The sequence below is a fragment of the Cellulosimicrobium sp. RS genome, assembly GCF_046159675.1.
GTDB classification, from domain to species: domain Bacteria; phylum Actinomycetota; class Actinomycetes; order Actinomycetales; family Cellulomonadaceae; genus Cellulosimicrobium; species Cellulosimicrobium funkei.
The window spans coordinates 44025-63811 of the sequence record NZ_JBJXVU010000006.1 but is presented as its reverse complement, the minus strand read 5'-3'; the positions used below and the strand labels follow the sequence as shown (position 1 = coordinate 63811).

Annotated in this window: 13 protein-coding genes; 8 read left to right on the top strand and 5 right to left on the bottom strand. The window is 75.8% G+C overall.

Annotation, left to right across the window (positions count from 1 at the left end; all coding sequences use genetic code 11):
• Window positions 1-13: 13 nt before the first annotated feature.
• Entirely contained in the window at window positions 14-1768 is a 1755-nt protein-coding gene (locus tag ACI769_RS10695; protein WP_144681017.1) for an FAD-binding dehydrogenase, read from the bottom strand.
• 75 nt (window positions 1769-1843) lie between these two features.
• Window positions 1844-4327 carry a glycogen debranching protein GlgX gene (gene glgX, locus ACI769_RS10690; RefSeq protein WP_409141568.1) on the bottom strand — a complete coding sequence of 828 codons (2484 nt, stop codon included), beginning with the start codon at window positions 4325-4327 and terminating at the stop codon, window positions 1844-1846.
• Window positions 4328-4439: 112 nt separating this feature from the next.
• Here glgX and ACI769_RS10685 point away from each other — a divergent pair, with 112 nt between their 5' ends.
• From ACI769_RS10685 to ACI769_RS10675, 3 genes are all read left to right on the top strand, one after another.
• Window positions 4440-5255: an electron transfer flavoprotein subunit beta/FixA family protein gene (locus ACI769_RS10685; RefSeq protein WP_034655378.1), complete on the top strand. Its 816-nt coding sequence runs from the start codon at window positions 4440-4442 to the stop codon at window positions 5253-5255.
• Between the two features lie 13 nt (window positions 5256-5268).
• A complete protein-coding gene (locus tag ACI769_RS10680) occupies window positions 5269-6276 on the top strand; it encodes an electron transfer flavoprotein subunit alpha/FixB family protein (protein ID WP_085387578.1) in 1008 nt (335 codons plus the stop codon).
• Between the two features lie 126 nt (window positions 6277-6402).
• Window positions 6403-8535 (top strand): PhoX family protein, encoded by a 2133-nt coding sequence (locus ACI769_RS10675; protein WP_409141567.1) that lies wholly within the window; start codon window positions 6403-6405, stop codon window positions 8533-8535.
• 60 nt (window positions 8536-8595) lie between these two features.
• Here ACI769_RS10675 and ACI769_RS10670 read toward each other — a convergent pair whose 3' ends face one another.
• Window positions 8596-9642, bottom strand: coding sequence for an aminoglycoside phosphotransferase family protein (locus tag ACI769_RS10670; RefSeq protein WP_085387580.1), 1047 nt, complete (start codon window positions 9640-9642; stop codon window positions 8596-8598).
• 290 nt (window positions 9643-9932) lie between these two features.
• Between ACI769_RS10670 and ACI769_RS10665 the strand changes: the two genes are divergently transcribed.
• Window positions 9933-11165 (top strand): cysteine desulfurase family protein, encoded by a 1233-nt coding sequence (locus ACI769_RS10665; RefSeq protein ID WP_085388703.1) that lies wholly within the window; start codon window positions 9933-9935, stop codon window positions 11163-11165.
• On the top strand, window positions 11162-12349 hold the full coding sequence (mnmA, locus tag ACI769_RS10660; RefSeq protein WP_085387581.1) for a tRNA 2-thiouridine(34) synthase MnmA: 1188 nt from the start codon (window positions 11162-11164) through the stop codon (window positions 12347-12349). The genes ACI769_RS10665 and mnmA overlap by 4 nt, the downstream gene beginning before the upstream one ends.
• Here mnmA and ACI769_RS10655 read toward each other — a convergent pair.
• Window positions 12322-12750: an ester cyclase gene (locus tag ACI769_RS10655; RefSeq protein ID WP_085387582.1), complete on the bottom strand. Its 429-nt coding sequence runs from the start codon at window positions 12748-12750 to the stop codon at window positions 12322-12324. The genes mnmA and ACI769_RS10655 overlap by 28 nt on opposite strands.
• Before the next feature lie 158 nt (window positions 12751-12908).
• On the opposite strand from ACI769_RS10655, the gene ACI769_RS10650 reads away from it, so the two are divergent.
• The 3 genes from ACI769_RS10650 to ACI769_RS10640 all read left to right on the top strand — a co-directional run bounded on the left by ACI769_RS10650 (window position 12909) and on the right by ACI769_RS10640 (window position 17392).
• Window positions 12909-13961: a hypothetical protein gene (locus ACI769_RS10650; protein WP_085387583.1), complete on the top strand. Its 1053-nt coding sequence runs from the start codon at window positions 12909-12911 to the stop codon at window positions 13959-13961.
• Between the two features lie 168 nt (window positions 13962-14129).
• Window positions 14130-14918, top strand: coding sequence for an HAD family phosphatase (locus ACI769_RS10645; RefSeq protein WP_085387584.1), 789 nt, complete (start codon window positions 14130-14132; stop codon window positions 14916-14918).
• The gene (locus ACI769_RS10640) at window positions 14915-17392 is read left to right on the top strand and encodes a glycoside hydrolase family 65 protein (protein WP_043656207.1); all 2478 of its coding nucleotides are present in this window, start codon (window positions 14915-14917) and stop codon (window positions 17390-17392) included. Before ACI769_RS10645 ends, ACI769_RS10640 begins: the two co-directional genes overlap by 4 nt.
• A gap of 93 nt (window positions 17393-17485) precedes the next feature.
• On the opposite strand, the gene ACI769_RS10635 is transcribed toward ACI769_RS10640, so the two are convergent.
• Window positions 17486-19708, bottom strand: a complete 2223-nt coding sequence (locus tag ACI769_RS10635; protein WP_043656201.1) for a prolyl oligopeptidase family protein — start codon at window positions 19706-19708, stop codon at window positions 17486-17488.
• Window positions 19709-19787: the final 79 nt, after the last annotated feature.

Below are 19787 nucleotides of genomic sequence, written 5' to 3'. Positions count from 1 at the left end.
GACCCTACCCGGGTCAGCCCAGGTCGGCGGCGACCGCGCGGCCCGCGACACGGCCGGAGTAGAGGCACCCGCCGAGGAACGTCCCCTCGAGCGCGCGGTGGCCGTGCACGCCGCCCCCGCCGAACCCGGCCGCCTCGCCCGCGGCCCAGAGCCCGGGCAGCACGGACCCGTCCGCGCGCAGCACCCGCGCGGAGGTGTCCGTCCACAGCCCGCCGAGCGTCTTGCGCGTCAGCACGGAGAGGCGGACGGCGAGCAGCGGCCCGTCCTTCGGCGTCGTCAGGGGTCGTGGCGGCGACACGCGGATGAGCCGGTCGACGCGGTAGCGGCGCGCCATCGCCGTCGCGACGACCTGCGGGTCCTTGCCCAGCCCCGTGCGGACCTGCTCGTCGCGCAGGCGGACGACGCGCGCCAGGGCCGCCGGGTCGACGTGCCCGCGCGAGCCCGGCGTCGCCTCGACGAGCGCGTTCATCCGGGCGGCGAGCTCCTCGGGGGTGTCCGCCCACACGAACTCCGGCGACTGCTCGGCGAACCGTGCGACCGGCCCGACGGCGCCGGGCAGCACCCGCTGGGCGAGGAGCCGCACGTCCTTGCCCGTGAGGTCGGGGTTCTGCTCCGAGCCGGACAGCGCGAACTCCGACTCCATGATCGCCTTGTTGAGCACGAACCAGGAGTGGTCGTCGCCGCGCTCGGTGACGTGCTGGAGCGCGCCGAGGGCGTCGAAGCCGGGGAACAGCGGGGCGGGCAGCCGGTTGCCGTCGGCGTCGAGCCACAGCGAGCTCGGCCCGGGGAGGATGCGAATCCCGTGGTCGGTCCAGACCGGCGAGTGGTTCGCGATCCCCTCCGGGTAGTGCCACATGCGGTCCTCGTGCACGAGGGCCGCGCCCGCGTCGGCGGCGACGCCGATCATGAGCCCGTCGGTCGAGTCGGGCACTCCGGAGAGCATGCGTGCGGGGAGCCGGCCCGCCGTCTGCGGCCAGCGCGAGCGCACGAGCTCGTGGTTCGCGCCGATGCCGCCCGAGGTCACGACGACGGCGCTCGCCGCGATCTCGACCTCCCCGACGACGTCGCGCGAGGACGGCACCCCGCGCCCGGCGTCCGACGGCGCGAGCACCTGCGCGCGCACGCCCGTCACCGCGCCGTCGGTCACGACGAGCGACGTGACCCGGTGCCGGAACCGGACGTCGAGCAGGCCCGCGGCGCGCGCGTCCAGGGCGGCGCGGACGAACGGCTCGAGGATGCCGGGGCCGGTGCCCCACGTGACGTGGAAGCGGGGCACGGAGTTGCCGTGCGCGCCGGCGGCGGACCCGTCGGCGCCCGAGCGCACCGGGTACCCGCCGCGCTCCGCCCACTGCACGAGCGGGAACCACCGCACGCCCTTGTCGTGCAGCCAGCCGCGCATCTCCCCGGCGGCGAAGTCGACGAAGCCCTGCGCCCACGCGTAGCCGTGGCGGTCGGGCCCCTCGCCGCGGTCCGCGCCGGGCGCGAACTGCGCGGACCCGAGCCAGTCGTCGAACGCGAGCTCGGCGGAGTCCGTAACGCCCATGCGCCGCTGCTCGGGAGAGCCGACGAGGAAGAGCCCGCCGAACGACCACCACGCCTGGCCGCCCAGGCTCGCCGCCGGTTCCTGGTCGAGCAGGACCACCCGGCGACCCGCGGCCGTGAGCTCGGTCGCCGCGACGAGACCGGAGAGCCCGGCCCCCACGACGACGACCTCGGGGTCCTCGATCGTGGGAGAGGTGGGGGAGGAGTCGACCGCGCTGTCACTCATGCGGGAAGAGTAGAGCACGTGTCCAGACCTCGGCGGGCAGGGGCGACCACGGCTCTACCTCGCGAGACCACGGCTCTACCTCGGGAGACCTGGGCTCTCCCTCTGCGGGGTGGGGGACACGTACACGCGCAGGCTCAGCGCCTCGAGCCCGACGACGTCGCCCGGGCGGGCGGCGCTCTCGCCCGGGGCGCGGTCCGGGTCGTCCGGGTGCTCCCAGTCGGAGTCCCACACGAGCTCCCAGCGCTCGGGCTCGCCGCCCGCGGCGGCCCGCAGACCGGGAAGGGTCACGTCGACCGGGTCGAGCGCCCCGGTGAGCACGACGAGCACGTCGGCGTCGCCGGGCTCCGGGGCGGTGCGCAGCATCTGGAGCGTCCGGACGCCCGGGTCGTGCCACGCCCCGTGGTCCAGCGGTCCGCCGTCGGCGTCGAACCACGCCAGGTCGGGCACCGCCGTCGGGCGGGGGCCCTGGCCGCTGCCGGCCGCCGTGCCCGCCCCGGTGCCGCCCTCTCCACCGGCCGCCGTGCCGGCTGCCGCACCCGCCTCGGTGCCGCCTTCCCCACCGGTCCCCGTGCCGGCTGCCGCACCAGCCCCCGCACCGGACGCCGCGCCGCCGGGGCCGTCCGGCGCCGCCGGGCGCGGGCGGCCGGTGAAGAACGCGTCGGGGCGCAGCGCGGCGTGCTCGCGCCGCAGCGCGAGGAGGTGGCGCGCGGTGGCGAGCAGGTCCTTGCGCCACGGGGACAGGTCCCACGACACCCAGGACGTCTCGTCGTCCTGCACGTAGGCGTTGTTGTTGCCGCGCTGGGTGCGGCCCATCTCGTCGCCCGCGGTGATCATCGGGGTGCCCGCGGCGAGCACGAGCGTCGCGAGGAGGTTGCGGATCGAACGGCGCCGCAGCGGGGCGATCTCGACGCCGAGCCCGTCGAGCACGCCGCCCGCGGTGGCGTCCGGGGTGACCGGGCCCTCGAGCCCGTGGTTCCAGGACCGGTTGTCGTCCGTGCCGTCCCGGTTGTTCTCGCCGTTCGCGAGGTTGTGCTTGTGGTCGTAGGCCACGAGGTCGGCGAGCGTGAAGCCGTCGTGCGCGGTCACGTAGCTCACCGACGCGACCGGCCCGCGCACGAGCGGCGGGTCCGAGTGGCCGAACAGGTCGGCCGACCCCGCGAGGCGCGTCGCGAGGTCGCGCACGCCGTGCCCCGGGCGCCCGTGCGACGCCTCGCGCGCGTCCGCGAGCCAGAACTGGCGGGCCGCGTCGCGGAACCGGTCGTTCCACTCCGCGAGCGGCGGCGGGAACTGGCCGGTGCGCCAGCCCCCGGGGCCCACGTCCCACGGCTCGGCGACGAGCTTGAGCCCGCACAGCACCGGGTCGGTCTGGAGCGCGACGAGGAACGGGTGGTCCGGGTCGAACCCGGTCGCGCCGCGGCCCAGCGTCACGGCGAGGTCGAACCGGAAGCCGTCGACCCCGACGACCTCGGCCCAGTACCGCAGCGAGTCGAGCGCGGCCCGCACGACCGCGGGGCGGCGGAAGTCGAGCGAGTTGCCCGTCCCGGTGACGTCCGCGAGGCGCGCGGGCGTGCCGCCGTCGTGCAGGTAGTACCCGGCGTTGTCGAGGCCGCGCCACGACAGGTGGTACCCGTCGGCACCGCCCTCGCACGTGTGGTTGTGCACGACGTCGAGCAGGACCTCGATCCCCGCCTCGTGCAGCAGGTGCACCATGCCGCGCACCTCGTCGAGGACCGCGGCCGGTCCGGCGTCCTGCGCGTCGCGCGTCGCGTACGCGGCGTGGGGCGCGAAGAACCCGAGCGTCGAGTAGCCCCAGTAGTTCGTGCGGCCGCTCGCGAGCAGGTGCGGCTCCGGCACGTTGGCGTGCACGGGGAGCAGCTCGACGGTGGTCACGCCGAGGCTCCGCAGGTGCTCGATCGTCACCGGGTGCGCGACGCCCGCGTACGTGCCGCGCAGGCGCTCGGGCAGCGCCTCCAGGCGCTGCGTGAGCCCGCGCACGTGCGCCTCGTAGACCACCGTGTCGCGCCACGGGACGCGGGGGCGGGGAGCGAGCGTCCCGGCCGGCTCGGCGACCACGACCGAGTGCGGGACGAACGGCAGCGAGTCGCGGGGGTCGGGCGGGCCGTACGGGTCGTCGCCGACCTGGCCGCGGATCGCCGGGTCGTCGACGAGCTCGCCGACGAGGCCCCGCGCGTACGGGTCGACGAGCAGCTTCGCGGGGTTGTGGCGCAGCCCGGCCGCGGGCTCCCACGGGCCGTGGACGCGGAAGCCGTAGCGCTGGCCGGGGCGGACGCCCGGGACGTGCGCGTGCCAGACGCCGTAGGCCGGCCCGGCGAGCGGGACCCGGCGCTCGCGGTAGCGCGCCGGGTCCTGCGCGGGCAGCGCCGGGTCGACGACGTCGACGAGGCACAGCTCGACGGCGGTCGCGTGCGACGCGAGCACGGCGACGTCGACGCCGTCCCCGGCGGGGCGCACCCCGAGCGGCGGGACGAGGGCGTGCCGGTCGACGCTCCCGGGCGCGGTCGGCGGGGCGGGTCTCGGGTCGGGCGACGGCTCGTGCACCCGTCCATTGTGGCGGGTGTCACCGGCTCCTCCGGTCGCCCGCCGGTAGGCTTCGGCGGAGCGGGCCGGGTACCTCTCCGGCCGACCGCCCAGCGCACAGGGAGAGCAGCCGATGCGGATCGTCGTCGCCGTGAAGTACGTCCCGGACATCCACGCCGACCGGGGCTTCGAGGACGGCCGCGTGGTGCGCCGGGCCGACGAGGGCACGCTCAACGAGCTCGACGAGAACGCGGTCGAGGCCGCGCTGCGCCTCAAGGAGGCGCTGCCGGAGGCGGAGCGCGAGACCAGCGAGGTGGTCGTGCTCACCGTCGCGGGGCCGGACGCCGACGGCGCCGTGCGCCGCTCGTTCCAGCTCGGCGCGGACCGCGGCGTGCGCGTGAGCGACGACGCGATCGCGGGCTCCGACTACTTCGGCACCGCGCGCGTGCTCGCCGCCGCGGTGCGCCGCCTCGCGGACGAGGCCCCGGTGGACGTCGTCGTCACGGGCATGGCCGCGCTCGACGGCCTGGGCTCCGTCGTCCCGGCGCTCCTGTCGGCCGAGCTCGGCCTGCCGCAGCTCACGCTGGCCGGGAAGCTCGAGGTCGAGGGCGAGCCGGGCGCGCGCACCGCGCGCGTCACGCGCGAGCTCGACGGCGTCGAGGAGGTCCTCGAGGCGCCGCTGCCCGCCGTCGTGTCGGTCACCGACCACGCGAACGACCCGCGCATGCCCAACTTCAAGCTCATCATGGCGGCGCGCACGCGCCCCGTGGAGGCGTGGAGCCTCGCCGACCTCGGCGTCGACGCCGCGCTCGTCGGCGACGCCGGAGCCCGCACGCGCGTGCTCGACGCGTCGCCGCGGCCGCCGCGCCCCGACGCCGAGATCGTCGTCGACAAGGGCGAGGGCGGCCGCGCCCTCGCCGAGTTCCTCATCCGCAACGACCTGGTCTGAGAGGCGTCCGCACATGAGCACCCCCGGGGCCCGTACCGTCCTCGTCCTCCTCGACTCCGCGGCCACCGAGCTGCGGACGCCCGTGCTGGAGCTGATCACCCTCGGCCGCGCGCTGGGGCGCGTGGAGGCCGTCGCGCTCGAGGCGCCGAGCGTCGGCGTCCTCGCCCAGCTCGGCGCGCACGGCGTCGCGCTCGTGCGCCAGGCTGAGCCGTCGTCGGGCGGGGAGGTCGTCACCGGCGACGCGCTGCACCTGACGCCCGTCGTCGCCGAGGTCCTCGCCGCCGCCGCGCGCGCGTCGCACGCCGACGCCGTCCTGCTGACGTCGTCGTTCCCGAACAAGGAGGCCGCGGCGCGCCTCGCGTTCCTCACGGGCGCCGGCCTCGTCGTCGACGCCTCCGCGCTGCACGACGACGGCACCCACCTCGTGGCCGACAAGCGCGTCTTCGCGGGCTCGTGGGACGTGCGCAGCGAGATCCTCACCGACCCGGCGGTGCTGACGCTCCGCGCGAACTCGGTCGTGCCGCAGCCGGCGGACGCCGCCGTCGCGACCGAGGTCGAGGCGCTGCGCGTCGAGCTGACGCCGGCGGCGACCGCGGCGCGCGTCGTGTCCCGCACGGTCGACGCGTCCGCGGGCGCGGGGCGCCCCGCGCTCGGGGAGGCCGCGATCGTCGTGGCCGGGGGCCGTGGCACGAACGGCGACTTCGGCCCCGTGGTCGAGCTCGCCGACGCGCTCGGCGCCGCCGTGGGCGCGACGCGCGACGCCGTCTACGAGGGCTGGCACGACCAGTTCGTCGGGCAGACGGGCGTCACCGTGGCGCCCCGCCTGTACATCGGCGCGGGCATCTCGGGCGCTCCGCACCACCGCGGCGGCATGCAGGCCTCGCAGGTGATCGTCGCGGTGAACAACGACCCGGAGTGCCCGCTGTTCGAGATCTCGGACTTCGCGGTCGTGGGCGACCTCGCGGACGTGTTGCCGCAGGCGGCCGAGGTGCTGCGCGAGCACCGGGCGTCGCAGGGCTGAGCACCCGGCCGGCGCCGAGAGTTCACCCGGTGTCCTCCGGGCGGTGGCCGGCCGGTCATCGATCGTTCCTAGCGTCGGGCCGACTCCTCGGTGACGGGGAGGCCCCCCGACCCGTGGAGACGACCGATGACGATCACGCCTGCCCCTGAGCATCGCCCCCTGCTCTCCGTCGCGCCGCACGCGCGCGGCAAGCGCAGCCCCGTCACCTGCCGGCTGAAGTGCGCGGACGCGTGCTCGCACCCGGTCCCCAACGAGAGCGCGAACGAGACGTTCCGCGACGTGGTCGCGGGCGCGCTGTCGCGCCGCGCGCTGCTCGGCGGGCTCGCGGTGGGAGCCGCGGCCGTCGTGCTCGGCGCGCAGACCGTCGCCGCGCCGCCCGCCGCCGCCCAGGGCGTCGTGGCGCACGGCGGCCATGGTGGTGGCCGCCCGCAGAAGGGCCTCGCGTTCGGCGCGATCTCGCCCCAGCCCGCGACGCGCGACGCGCTCGTCGTCCCCGAGGGTTACCGGTGGCGCCCGGTGATCCGCTGGGGCGACCCGATCCTGCGCGGCGGTGCGCCGTTCGACGTCTCGCGCCAGACCCCGGAGCAGCAGGCGCGGCAGTTCGGCTACAACAACGACTACCTCGACATCCTGCCGTTCGAGCGCCAGCACGCCCTCGCCGGCGGCCGTGGCGCGGGCAAGGGGCCGGGCCGGGGGACGCGCGGGCTGCTCGTCGCGAACCACGAGTACACGAACCCGGCGATCATGTTCGACGCCTCGTACGACGCCCCGACCCGCCGCGCGATCGAGCGCGCGGCGCACGGCATGTCCGTCGTCGAGGTGCGCCGTCGTCGGACCGGGACGCCGTGGGACTACGTGGCCGACAGCCGGTACAACCGCCGCGTGCACCTGACGACCGAGTTCCGCTTCACCGGGCCCGTCGCGGGGTCGGACCTCGTCAGGACGGTCGCCGACCCGTCGGGCACGCGCGTGCTCGGCACGCTCAACAACTGCGCGGGCGGCACGACCCCGTGGGGCACCGTGCTCTCGGGCGAGGAGAACTACAACGGCTACTTCCGCACGTCGGGCACGGGTCACGACGCGCGCTACGGCCTGCGCGACGCCGCGACCGGGTACGGGTGGGAGCTCGACGACCCGCGGTTCGACGCCCGCAACCCCGGGTACGAGAACGAGCCGAACCGGTTCGGCTGGATCGTCGAGATCGACCCGTACGCGCCCGACGAGCCGCCGGTGAAGCACACCGCGCTCGGCCGGTTCAAGCACGAGGGCGCCAACGTGATCCTCTCGCGCCGGGGGAACGCGGTCGCGTACATGGGCGACGACGAGCGCTTCGACTACGTGTACAAGTTCGTCTCGTCGCGCACGATGCGCCCGGGGAACAGCGAGGGCGCGCGCCGCCACAACAAGACGCTGCTCACCGAGGGCTCGCTGTACGTCGCGCGGTTCCGCGGCGACTCGCCGGCGTCCGAGATCGACGGCTCGGGCGCGGTGCCGTCCGACGGCGCGTTCGACGGCCGGGGCGAGTGGGTCCCGCTCGTCGTCGACGGGCGCAGCGAGGTCGAGGGCATGAGCGTCGAGGAGGTGCTCGTCTACACGCGCGTCGCGGCCGACAAGGTCGGGGCGACGAAGATGGACCGCCCCGAGGACGTCGAGCCCAACCCGGTCACGGGTCGCGTCTACGTCGCGTGCACCAACAACACCGCGCGCGGGCCGGCGGCGGCCGAGGCCGCGACCGAGCCGAACCCGCGCAACACCAACCGCGACGGGCACGTCGTGGAGATCGTCGAGGACCGCGACGACGCCGCGTCGCTGACCTTCCGCTGGAACCTGCTGCTCGTCGCGGGCGACCCCGCGACGAACACCTCCACCTACTTCTCGGGCTACCCGAAGGAGAAGGTCTCCCCGATCTCGTGCCCGGACAACCTCGCGTTCGACGCCGAGGGCAACCTGTGGATCTCGACCGACGGCCAGCCGAGCACGATCCAGAAGTGCGACGGCCTGTTCAAGGTCACGCTCGACGGCCGCGAGCGCGGGCGGGTCGAGCAGTTCCTCTCGGTGCCGCGCGGCGCCGAGACGTGCGGGCCCGTCGTGGACTCGGCGGACCGCATGGTCTACGTCGCGGTGCAGCACCCCGGCGAGGACGGGACGTTCGACGCGCAGGTGTCGCACTTCCCGGACTACCTCACGCCGGGCGCCCCGGTGCCGCCGGGAGCCTTCGCCGGGCCGCGGCCCGCGGTCGTGCAGGTCTGGCAGGACTGACGCCCGGGCCCCACGCCACGACGGCCCCGGCGCCACGACGGCGCCGGGGCCGTCACGCGCTCAGAGCCCGAGCTGCTCCAGCCACGCGACGGCCGCGACGCCCTGGGCACGCTGGAACGGTCGCAGGCGAGGGATGGTCGGGATCGCGGGCTGCCGCGCGGAGTGCAGGAAGTACCCGGCGATCCCCGCGACGACGGCGCGCAGGTCCGTGGGGTGCACGTCCTGGCCGAGCGGGTGCGCGGCGAACGTCGCAGCCGCCCAGGCGCCCCCGCGTGCGCGTCGCGCCGGGTCGGCGCTCACGGTGACGGGCTCGCACACCTCCCGGACGCCCTGCATGACGACGCTCGGCAGGAGCATCGCGAGGTCGAGCCACGCGGCGCCGCGCGACGCGTACGGCCAGTCGACGAGGTACACCTTCTCCGGGGTCAGCAGCACGTTGTCGGCGCGCAGGTCGCCGTGCACGAACGACTCGCCCTCGCACGCGACGAGCGCCCCGCGCTCGGCCTCAGCGAGCGCGTCGAGGTGCGCCGCGGCCCAGGGCACGAGCGTGGCGAGGCCGGGGTCGGGGTGCGCGCGCAGGGCCCGCCAGCCGGTCGCCATGTCGGCGAAGTCGGGGCCGGTCGGCGGCAGGCGCATCGCCCGGGCGCCGGGCACGGACGCGACGCGGACGAGCGCCGCGAGCACGCGGTCGAGCTCGTGCGGGTCCCACGGCGTGCCGGGCGAGCGCCCGTCGACCGCCTCGTACGCGAGCGCGACCCAGTCGCCGTCGCCGTGGCCCCAGGCGAAGCGCGGCGCCGGGACCGCGCGGGGCAGCCGCGTCGCGACCTTCGCCTCGGCGCGGTGCAGGTCGGCGGCCACGGGCTCGTCGGCGGTCCGTGCGGCCTTGACGAAGAGGCGGCTGCCGTCGTCGAGCGTGAGGACGGACGCGAGCCCCGGGCTGAACCCCGCCGGGACCGACCGCTCGTGCACGACCCTGCCCCCGGCGACCGCCTCCAGCTCGTCGCGCAGCGCGAGCGGCAGGTCGGCCCAGAGCAGGCGCCGGCCGCCCGAGGCGACCGGGACGTCCCCGGCGGCCTCGACGGCGGGCGGCGCGACGTCGTCGGGCATCGAGAGGCCACTTCCCCTGTCGGTGGCTGGACGGTCCCGCCCGCGGCACGTTCCCGTCCCGCGGCGACGTGTGGCGCGCGACGGCGGTCCTGCGACCGGGCGAGCGCCCGGCGACGGCCGGGCGTAGATGTCCCACAACCTAGCGCTTTCCGCCGGGATGTCCAGCGCCGCCCACCCCTCGGACCACGAGCGCGGCCCTGCGGTTCGTAGACTGGGTGACCGTGACCCTTGCTCCCGGCCCCGCGACCGGCGCCCGCCCCGGCGCGCACGGCGGGCCGACCCCCGTCCCCGTGACGGCGTACCTCGACCACGCCGCCACGACGCCGCTGTCCCCGGCGGCGCGCGACGCGTTCGTCGACGAGCTGACCCGCACGGGCAACCCGTCGTCGCTGCACGCCGCGGGGCGCGCCGCGCGGCGCACGGTCGAGGAGGCGCGCGAGTCGGTCGCCGCCGCGCTCGGCGCGCGACCGAGCGAGGTCGTCTTCACGGCGGGCGGCACGGAGGCCGACAACCTCGCGGTCAAGGGCCTGTTCTGGGGCCGGCGCACCACCGACCCGCGCCGGCGGCGCATCGTCGTGTCCGCCGTCGAGCACCACGCGGTGCTCGACCCCGCGTTCTGGATGGCGGAGCACGCGGGCGCCGAGATCGTCCTGCTGCCCGTGGACGCCGAGGGGCGCGTGGACCTCGCCGCCCTGCGCGCCGAGATCGCCGAGCACGCGGACGAGATCGCCCTGATCTCCGTCATGTGGGCCAACAACGAGGTGGGGACGCTGCAGCCCGTGCCGGAGGTCGTGCAGCTCGCGCGGCCGCACGGCATCCCGGTGCACTCCGACGCCGTGCAGGCCGTCGGGCAGGTGCCGGTCGACTTCGCCGCGAGCGGCCTCGACGCGATGACCGTCTCCGGGCACAAGCTCGGCGGCCCGGTCGGCGTCGGCGCGCTCGTCGCCCGGCGCGACGCCCCGCTCACGCCCGTGCTGCACGGCGGCGGCCAGGAGCGCGGCGTGCGCTCGGGGACGCTCGACGCCCCCGCGATCCGCGCGTTCGGCGTCGCGGTCACCGAGGCGGTCGCGCACCGGGCCGAGCGGGCCGCGCACCTCGCCGCGCTGCGCGACGAGCTCGTCGCGGGCGTGCGCGAGCGCGTCCCGGACGCCGACCTCAGCGGGCCCGAGCCCGGCGCGCACGACGACGTCGTCCGGCTTCCCGGCAACGCGCACTTCACCTTCCCCGGGGCCGAGGGCGACTCCCTGCTCTACCTGCTCGACTCCGCGGGCGTGCAGGCCTCGACCGGCTCGGCGTGCCAGGCCGGCGTGCCGCAGCCGTCGCACGTCCTGCTCGCCATGGGCGTCCCCGAGGCGGACGCGCGGGGTGCCCTCCGCTTCTCGCTCGGCGTGACGTCGACGCGCGACGACGTCGCGCGCCTCCTCGACGCCCTGCCCCGAGCCGTCGAGCGCGCCCGGGCCGCGGGCCTCGCGTCGAGCCCGGCGCGCACGCGCGTCACGAGCCGCACGGGAGGCGCCGCGTGAGGGTCCTGGCCGCCATGTCGGGCGGCGTCGACTCGGCCGTCGCCGCGGCGCTCGCGGTCGAGGCCGGGCACGAGGTGGTCGGCGTGCACATGGCGCTCTCGCGCGACCGCGACCAGTTCCGCACCGGCTCGCGCGGGTGCTGCTCGATCGAGGACGCGGGGGACGCGCGCCGCGCGGCCGACGTGCTCGGCATCCCGTACTACGTGTGGGACCTCTCCGAGCGGTTCGAGGACACGGTGGTCGCCGACTTCCTCGCGGAGTACGAGGCCGGGCGCACGCCCAACCCGTGCGTGCGCTGCAACGAGCACATCAAGTTCGAGGCGCTGCTCGACAAGGCGACGGCGCTCGGGTTCGACGCCGTCGCGACGGGCCACTACGCGCGCGTCGAGACGCGCGAGGTCCCCGACGCGTCCGCGCCGGACGGGGTGCGCACGGTGCGCGAGCTGCACCGCTCCCCGAACGCGGCGAAGGACCAGTCGTACGTCCTCGCGGTCATGGGTCCCGAGCGGCTCGCGCGGGCGGTCTTCCCGCTCGGCGGCTTCGCGTCCAAGGACGAGGTCCGCGCCGAGGCCGCGCGGCGCGGCCTGTCGGTCTCCGCGAAGCCCGACTCCTACGACATCTGCTTCGTCGCCGACGGCGACACCCAGGGCTTCCTGCGCGCGCGCCTCGGCGCGCGGCCGGGCGAGATCGTCGACGCGGAGGGCACGGTGCTCGGCGAGCACGAGGGCGCCTACGCGTACACGGTCGGGCAGCGCAAGGGGCTCGGGATCGACCGCCCCGCGCCCGACGGCCGCCCGCGCTACGTGCTCGACGTCCAGCCCGCGAGCAACCGGGTGGTCGTCGGCCCGGCCGAGCTGCTGAGCGTCGACCGGATCGAGGCGGGGTCCGCCGTCTGGTTCGACGACGCGCGCCCGCCCGTGGGCGAGGCGGCCGACGTCGAGGTGCAGGTGCGTGCGCACGGTGCGCCCGTCCCCGCGCGCGTGCGCGCCGTCCCCGACGGGTCGATCGAGGTCGAGCTCACGGGCACGCCGCTCCGGGGCGTCGCGGCCGGTCAGTCGCTCGTCGTCTACGCCGGCACGCGCGTGCTGGGGCAGGGCACGGTCGACCGGGCGTACCGGGCCGGGCGAGGCTCCGGCGCCCCGCGCGAGCCGGAGGCTCAGCCGACGCCGACGGCCGCCGGGTGAGCGAGCGCCCGCACGAGCGCCGACTCGTCGCGCACGCACCAGTGCTCGGCCGCGCGTCCCTCGGCGAAGCGGAGCACGTGCATCTCGCGGACGCGGAACCGGCGGCCCGTCGGCGCGACGCCGCGGAAGTAGCCGGTGTGCCGCGCGCTGAGCTCGACGTGCAGCGCCACGAGGTCGCCCTCCGCGACCGCGTGCAGCACCTCGACGTGCTGGTCCTCGAACGCGTCCGCGTACCAGTGCATGGTCGCGACGAGGCCCTCGTCGCCGCCGTCGCCGCCCGGTGCCGCGTCGTGGTTGCGGAAGCCCGGCGCGAGCAGCGCCGCGACGGCGTCGGCGTGGTTGCCCGGGATCGCGTGCGTGTGCACGGCGACGGCGGCGGCCTTGTTCTCGTGCGTGCCCATGGCGGGGTCCTTCCGCGGGACGGCCGTGCGGCCCCCGGACCCCGGCGGGGTCGCGGCACGGCTCGGTGTTCCGGTGTGCTCCTGGAGAGAGGTGGACGGCACGTGGTTCGTGACGAGGTGCGCGGTCTCCCGCGCGAGGCGGCCCCCGGGGGTGCGGCATGACCGCGGTGAGCGGGCTCGGGCCGTGGCCCGGCGGAGAGGGCGCGGACGTCCTCGAGGCGCAGCTCACGGTGCTCGGCGACCTCGCCGCCGTGCCGACGGGCGTGCGGGGAGTGCCGTTCCTCGTCCAGCTCCCGGGCCGCGGGCCCGGCGCCGACGCGACGGGGCGGACGGCGGCGCTGCTGCCCGGGCTGCCCGTCGAGCTCGGCCCCCACGGCTGGAAGCTCGCGGACCACGGCGGCGCGGACCTGCGCCGCGCGGAGGCGTACCTGCGCGAGGACGTGGAGGCGCTCACCATCGCGGGCGCCGGGTACGCGGGGCCGCTCGCCGTCACGGTCACCGGGCCGTGGACGCTCGCCGCCGAGGTGTACCTCGCGCGCGGCGACCGCGTGTTGTCCGACCGCGGCGCGGTGCGCGAGGTCGTCGAGGCGCTCGCCGCGGGCGTGACCGAGCACGTCGCGCAGGTGCGCCGTCAGGTCCCGGGGGCGGACGTCGTCGTGCAGGTGGACGAGCCGCTGCTCGCGCAGGTGGGCGCGGGCGTGCTGCCCACGTTCTCGGGCTACTCGCGCCTGCGCGCCGTCCCCGGCCCGGACCTCGTGGACGGGCTGCGCCCGGTGCTCGACGCCGCGCGCGCCGCGTCCGCGTCGACGGTCGTCCACGTGGGCCCCGCCTGGGTGGGCGTCGCGCCTGTCGTCCTCGCGGGCGCCGACGCGGTCGGCCTGACGCTCGGCGCCTGGGACGAGCGGTCCTGGGAGACGGTCGCGCGCGCGGTCGAGCGGGGCGTACGCCTCTGGGCCGCGCTGCCGCCCGCGAAGGTCTCGCAGTGCGCCGGGCCGGCGCTGGGCGAGCTCGCCGACCTCGTCAGCGTGCCGTGGCGCCGCATCGGGCTCGGGCTGCCCGCGCTCGACGACGTGACGCTCCTCGGTGCGCCGCGGTCCGGCGTCGGCGGCGGGCCCGGTCGCGGGGTCGCCGGCACGCCCGACGAGCACCGCGCGCTGCTCGCGAACCTCGGCCGCGTCGCCGACGTCCTGGCCGAGCGCGCCCACGCCTGAGCGTCGCCCGGACACGCCCTGAGCGCTTTCCGCGCACGGCTCCGGGTGCGTACGCTTGACCTCGCGCGACGGTCACGACGGCGACGTGCGGACGGCCGTCCCGCGGCCTCCGGACGGCGCGGGAACGGCCGGGCGCAGACCCTCGTCCCCCCACCGCGAAGGATCTCCATGCCCGTCCTGCGAGCCGTGCTGTTCGACCTCGACGGCGTCCTCACGCCGACCGCCGAGCTCCACATGCGCGCCTGGGAACGGCTGTTCGCGCCCTACTGCGCCGCGCACGGCCTCGCCCCGTACACCGCCGCGGACTACTTCGCGTCGATCGACGGGAAGCCCCGGTACGACGGCGTCGCGACGTTCCTCGCGTCGCGGGGCGTCACGCTGCCGCGCGGCGAGGTCACGGACGCGCCGGGGGAGTCCACCGTGTGCGCGCTCGGCAACCGCAAGGACGAGATCGTCAACCGCATGTTCGCCGAGGAGGGCATCGCGCCGTACCCGAGCTCGGTCCGGTTCCTCGACGCCGTGACCGCGGCGGGCGCGGCGGTCGCCGTCGTGTCGTCGTCGCGCAACACGCCCGCCGTCCTCGCGGCGGCCGGGCTCACGCACCGGTTCGCGGTCGTCGTGGACGGGAACGTCGCGGCGCGCGAGCACGTCGCCGGCAAGCCCGCACCGGACACGTACCTGTACGCGGCGCAGCTGCTGGACGTCCCCGCCGCGGAGGCCGTCGTCGTAGAGGACGCGCTGTCGGGCGTGCAGGCCGGTGCGGCCGGCGGGTTCGGGCTCGTGCTCGGCGTCGACCGCGGGGTGGGCGCGGACGCGCTGCTCGCGCACGGGGCCGACGTCGTCGTGGCCGACCTCGGCGAGCTCGACGCGACGGTCCTCGACCGTCCGCGCGCGGCGACCGCCGACGCCGCCCGTCCCGCCGTCACCGGCCCCGCCGACGAGGAGGCGGGCGCGTGATCCGCCGGACCGCCGACGAGCGCGGCACCGTCGACCGCCTGCGTTTCCCGGCCGACCCGTGGCGGCTCGTCGAGTCGCAGTTCTCCGCGGAGGACCTGGGCGTCACCGAGACGTTGTTCGCCGTCGCGAACGGCTACCTCGGCATGCGCGGCAACGTCGAGGAGGGGCGCGAGTCCCACTCGCACGGCACGTTCGTCAACGGCTTCCACGAGACGTGGCCCATCCGGCACGCGGAGGAGGCGTACGGCTTCGCGCGCGTCGGGCAGACGATCGTCAACGTCCCGGACGCCAAGGTCATCCGCCTCTACGTGGACGACGAGCCCCTCCTGCTGCCCGTCGCGGACCTCATCGACTACGAGCGCTCGCTCGACCTCCAGGACGGCGTCCTGCGGCGCGAGCTGCTGTGGCGCACGCCGTCGGGCAAGCGCGTGCAGATCCGCTCGCAGCGCATGGTGTCGTTCGTCGAGCGCCACCTCGCGGTCATGACGTTCGAGGTCACGCTCCTCGACGCGGCCGCGCCCGTCGCGATCTCGTCCCAGATCCTCAACCGCCAGGACGGCCAGGACGAGTACCACGTGCGGTCCGCGTCGCTGGGGGAGGGCTTCGACCCGCGCAAGACGAACCAGTTCACCGGGCGCGTGCTGCAGCCGCAGACGCAGTTCGGCGACGACGAGCGCCTCGTGCTGTCCTACCGCTGCACCAACTCCGGCATGACGCTCGCCGTCGCGGCCGACGACCTGCTCGAGACCGAGAACGAGTGGGACGTGCGCACGCTCGCCGAGGACGACCTCGCGAAGCACGTGTTCCGCGTGCACGCCGAGCCCGGGCGGCCGATCCGGCTCACCAAGCTCGTCGCGTACCACACGTCGCGCGGCGTGCCGTCGCGCGAGCTCGTCGACCGCTGCCGGCGCACGCTCGACCGGGCGCGCGAGACCGGCGTCGAGGCCCAGCTCGCGCTCCAGCGCGAGTGGCTCGACGACTTCTGGGCCCGCTCCGACGTCGAGATCCCCGGCCAGCCGGGCGTCCAGCAGGCCGTGCGCTGGAACCTGTTCCAGCTCGCGCAGGCCACGGCCCGTGCCGAGGGCAACGGCGTCCCCGCGAAGGGCCTCACCGGCTCCGGGTACAGCGGGCACTACTTCTGGGACACCGAGATCTACGTCCTGCCGTTCCTCACGTACACGAGCCCGCGGTACGCGCGCAACGCGCTGCGCTTCCGCTACCAGATGCTCGACGCCGCCCGGCGCCGCGCCGCGGAGCTGTCGCAGAAGGGCGCGCTCTTCCCCTGGCGCACGATCAACGGCGAGGAGGCGTCCGCCTACTACGCGGCCGGGACGGCGCAGTACCACATCGACGCCGACGTGAGCTACGCGCTCGTGCAGTACGTGCGCGCGACCGGCGACGAGGACTTCCTGCGCCGCGAGGCCGCGGACATCCTCGTCGAGACGGCGCGCATGTGGGAGGACCTCGGCTTCTGGCGTGCCAACGGCGACGACAACTTCCACATCCACGGCGTCACCGGGCCGGACGAGTACACGACCGTCGTCAACGACAACCTCTTCACGAACGTCATGGCACGCTTCAACCTGCGCGCCGCGGCGTACGTCGTCGAGCGCATGAAGGCCGACCACCCCGAGGACTACGCGCGTCTCGTGGACCGGCTCTCGCTCGGCGCGTACGAGGCCGCGGAGTGGGTCCGCGCGGCCGACCACATGTCGATCCCGTACGCCGAGAGCATCGGCATCCACCCGCAGGACTCGCACTTCCTCGAGCGCGAGATCTGGGACCTCGCGCACACGCCCGAGGACAAGCGGCCCCTCCTGCTGCACTACCACCCGCTCGTCATCTACCGCTACCAGGTGCTCAAGCAGGCCGACGTCGTGCTCGCGCTGTTCCTCCAGGGGCAGCACTTCAGCGCCGAGGAGAAGCTCGCCGACTTCGAGTACTACGACCCGTTGACCACGGGCGACTCGACGCTCTCGGGCGTCGTGCAGTCCATCGTCGCGGCCGAGGTGGGGTACCACGAGCTCGCGCTCGAGTACTTCGTGTCGTCGATCTTCGTCGACCTCGCGAACCTGCACGCCAACGCGTCCGACGGCGTGCACGTCGCGTCCGCGGGCGGCACGTGGTCCGCGCTCGCGTACGGGTTCGGCGGCATGCGCGACTCGGAGGGCGACCTCACGTTCGACCCGCGCCTGCCCCAGGAGTGGGAGTCGCTCACGTTCCGCGTGCAGTGGCGCGGCTCGCGGCTGCGCGTCACCGTGCTGCCCGACGCGATCGAGCTCGACGCCGAGACCGGCGACGGCGCGCAGGTCGTCGTGCGGGGCGAGCAGGTGAAGGTCGTCCCGGGCGAGGTCGCGCGCGTCGCGCTCGACGGCCAGGGCCCGGTCAGGCCGGGCCGCCCGAGCCTGCGCGCCCTCTCCGGCAACCGCCGCGAGGACGGCACCCTCATCACCGCGACGGTGCCGCACTCCTGAGGCCCGCCCGCACCTCGCCGACCAGGTGGTCCTGGCGCGTCCGGTCTCGCGGACGCGCCAGGACCACCTGCTCGGCCCGGCGGGAGCGCCCGGTCAGCCGAGGCGCTCGGCGAGGAAGCGGTAGTGCACCGCGGCCATGTGCGCGGCCTGGGCGTTGTTCGCGGCGCCGCCGTGGCCGCCCTCGATGTTCTCGTAGTACGTGACGTCCTTGCCCTCGCCGAGCATCTTCGCGGCGAGCTTGCGCGCGTGGCCCGGGTGGACGCGGTCGTCCTTCGTCGACGTCGTGAACAGCACGGGCGGGTACTCGCGCTCGGCGTCGAACAGGTGGTACGGCGAGAACGTGCGGATGAACTCCCACTGCTCGGGGTCGTCCGGGTCGCCGTACTCCGCGGCCCACGACGCCCCCGCGAGGAGCTTCGTGTAGCGGCGCATGTCGAGCAGCGGCACGCCGACGATGACGGCGCCGAACAGCTCGGGGTACTGCGTGAGCATGTTGCCGGCGAGCAGGCCGCCGTTGGAGCGGCCCTCCATCCCCAGGTGCTCGGGCGTGGTGATCCCGCGGGCGACGAGGTCGCGCGCGACGGCGGCGAAGTCCTCGTAGGCGCGGTGCCGGTTCGCCTTGAGCGCGGCCTGGTGCCACGCGGGCCCGTACTCGCCGCCGCCGCGGATGTTCGCGACGACGTAGACGCCGCCCTGCGACAGCCACGCGCGGCCGAGCGCGCCGGAGTAGGCGGGCGTGAGCGAGATCTCGAAGCCGCCGTACCCGTACAGGAGCGTGGGCGCGGTACCGGTTCCGCTGCCGCCCTCGCCCGCCCCCGCGACGAGGTCCGCGCGGCCCACGACGAAGTACGGCACGCGGGTGCCGTCGTCGGACGTGGCGAAGTGCTGCGCGACCGTCATGCCGTCGGCGTCGAAGAACGCGGGGTTGGACTTGACGACCTCGGGCGCGCCCGCGTCGCCCGGGTGCTCGCCGAGCGACAGGAGCGAGAGCGTCGTCGGCGTGAGGTAGTCGGTCGTGACGAGCCAGAGGTCGTCGGTGTCGACGGGGTCGACCGCCCCGACGGCGACCGTGCCCAGCGCGGGCAGGCCCGGGATCTCCGAGCGCACCCACGGCGCGTCCGCGGCCTCCTGCCCGACGGCGCCCCCGGGCGCGGCGGCGTCCGGCGGCGTCAGCACGTGCAGCCGGTTCTTCACGTCGTCGAGCACGTTGACGACGAGGTGGTGGCGCGTCCACGTGGCGCCGGCGAGCGACGTCGTCGCCGTCGGCTCGAAGAGCACGGTGAAGCCGCGGTCGCCCGCGAGGAAGTCGTCGAACCGGGCCGCGAGGAGCGACCCGGCGCGGTACGTCGCGCCGCCGACCGTCCAGTCGTCGCGCAGCTCGACGAGCAGCCACTCGCGCCGCACGCCGACCTCGGCGGAGTCGGGCACGTCGATCTTCGTCAGGCGCTGCTCGGGCGTGCCGGTGCGCTCGGCGAGGTAGAGCTCGTCGGAGTAGAACGCCTTGGAGCGGTGCACGAAGTCGCGCTCGAACCCGGGCGTGTGCGAGCGCCAGGCGGAGATGTACATGTCCTCGTCGGTGCCCTCGTAGACGGTCACCGCGGCGTCGAGCGGGGTGCCGCGCGTCCAGCGCTTGACCACGCGCGGGTACCCGGACGGCGTGAGCGTGCCCTCGCCGAAGTCGGTGAAGACGTACACGGTGTCGGCGTCGATCCAGCCGAGCGAGCCCTTGGCCTCGGCGCGGTGGAAGCCGCCGTCCTGCGGCGCGACGAACAGCTTCTCCACGAGGTCGAACTCGCGCGTGACGTCGGCGTCGGAGCCGCCGGGGGAGAGCTCGACGAGCGCGTGCCGCCAGGGCTCGCCCGCGGCGAGCTGCTCCGGCGTCGGGCGCAGGACGCTCGCGCCGTGCCAGACCCACGACTCGCCCTCGGCCGCGGCGAGCGCGTCGAGGTCGAGGACGGTCTCCCACTCCGGGTCGTCGGTGCGGTAGGACTCGAGCGTCGTGCGCCGCCAGACGCCGCGCTCGTGCTGCGCGTCGCGCCAGAAGTTGTAGTACCGGTCGCCGATCTTCGAGACCTCGGGGATCTTCGCGTCGGAGTCGAGCACCTCGCGGATCGCACGCTCGGTCGCGGCGAACTCGTCGGCGGTCTCGAGCGTGTCGGCGACCTCGGCGTTGCGGGCGCGGACCCAGGCCAGCGCCTCGTCGCCCTCGACGTCCTCGAGCCAGAGGTACGGGTCGTGGGGGGTGCCGTCCGGTCGGTCGGTCGCGGCGCGGCTCTCGGTCGCGGGCGAGGGGCTCGTCGTCTGCTCGGCGGTCATGGTCACCCACCCTACGGCGCGCTGGCCGCGGTGCGGAGGTCACGAGGAGGCGGGGACCTTTGGCCCGCATCGGGGCCGG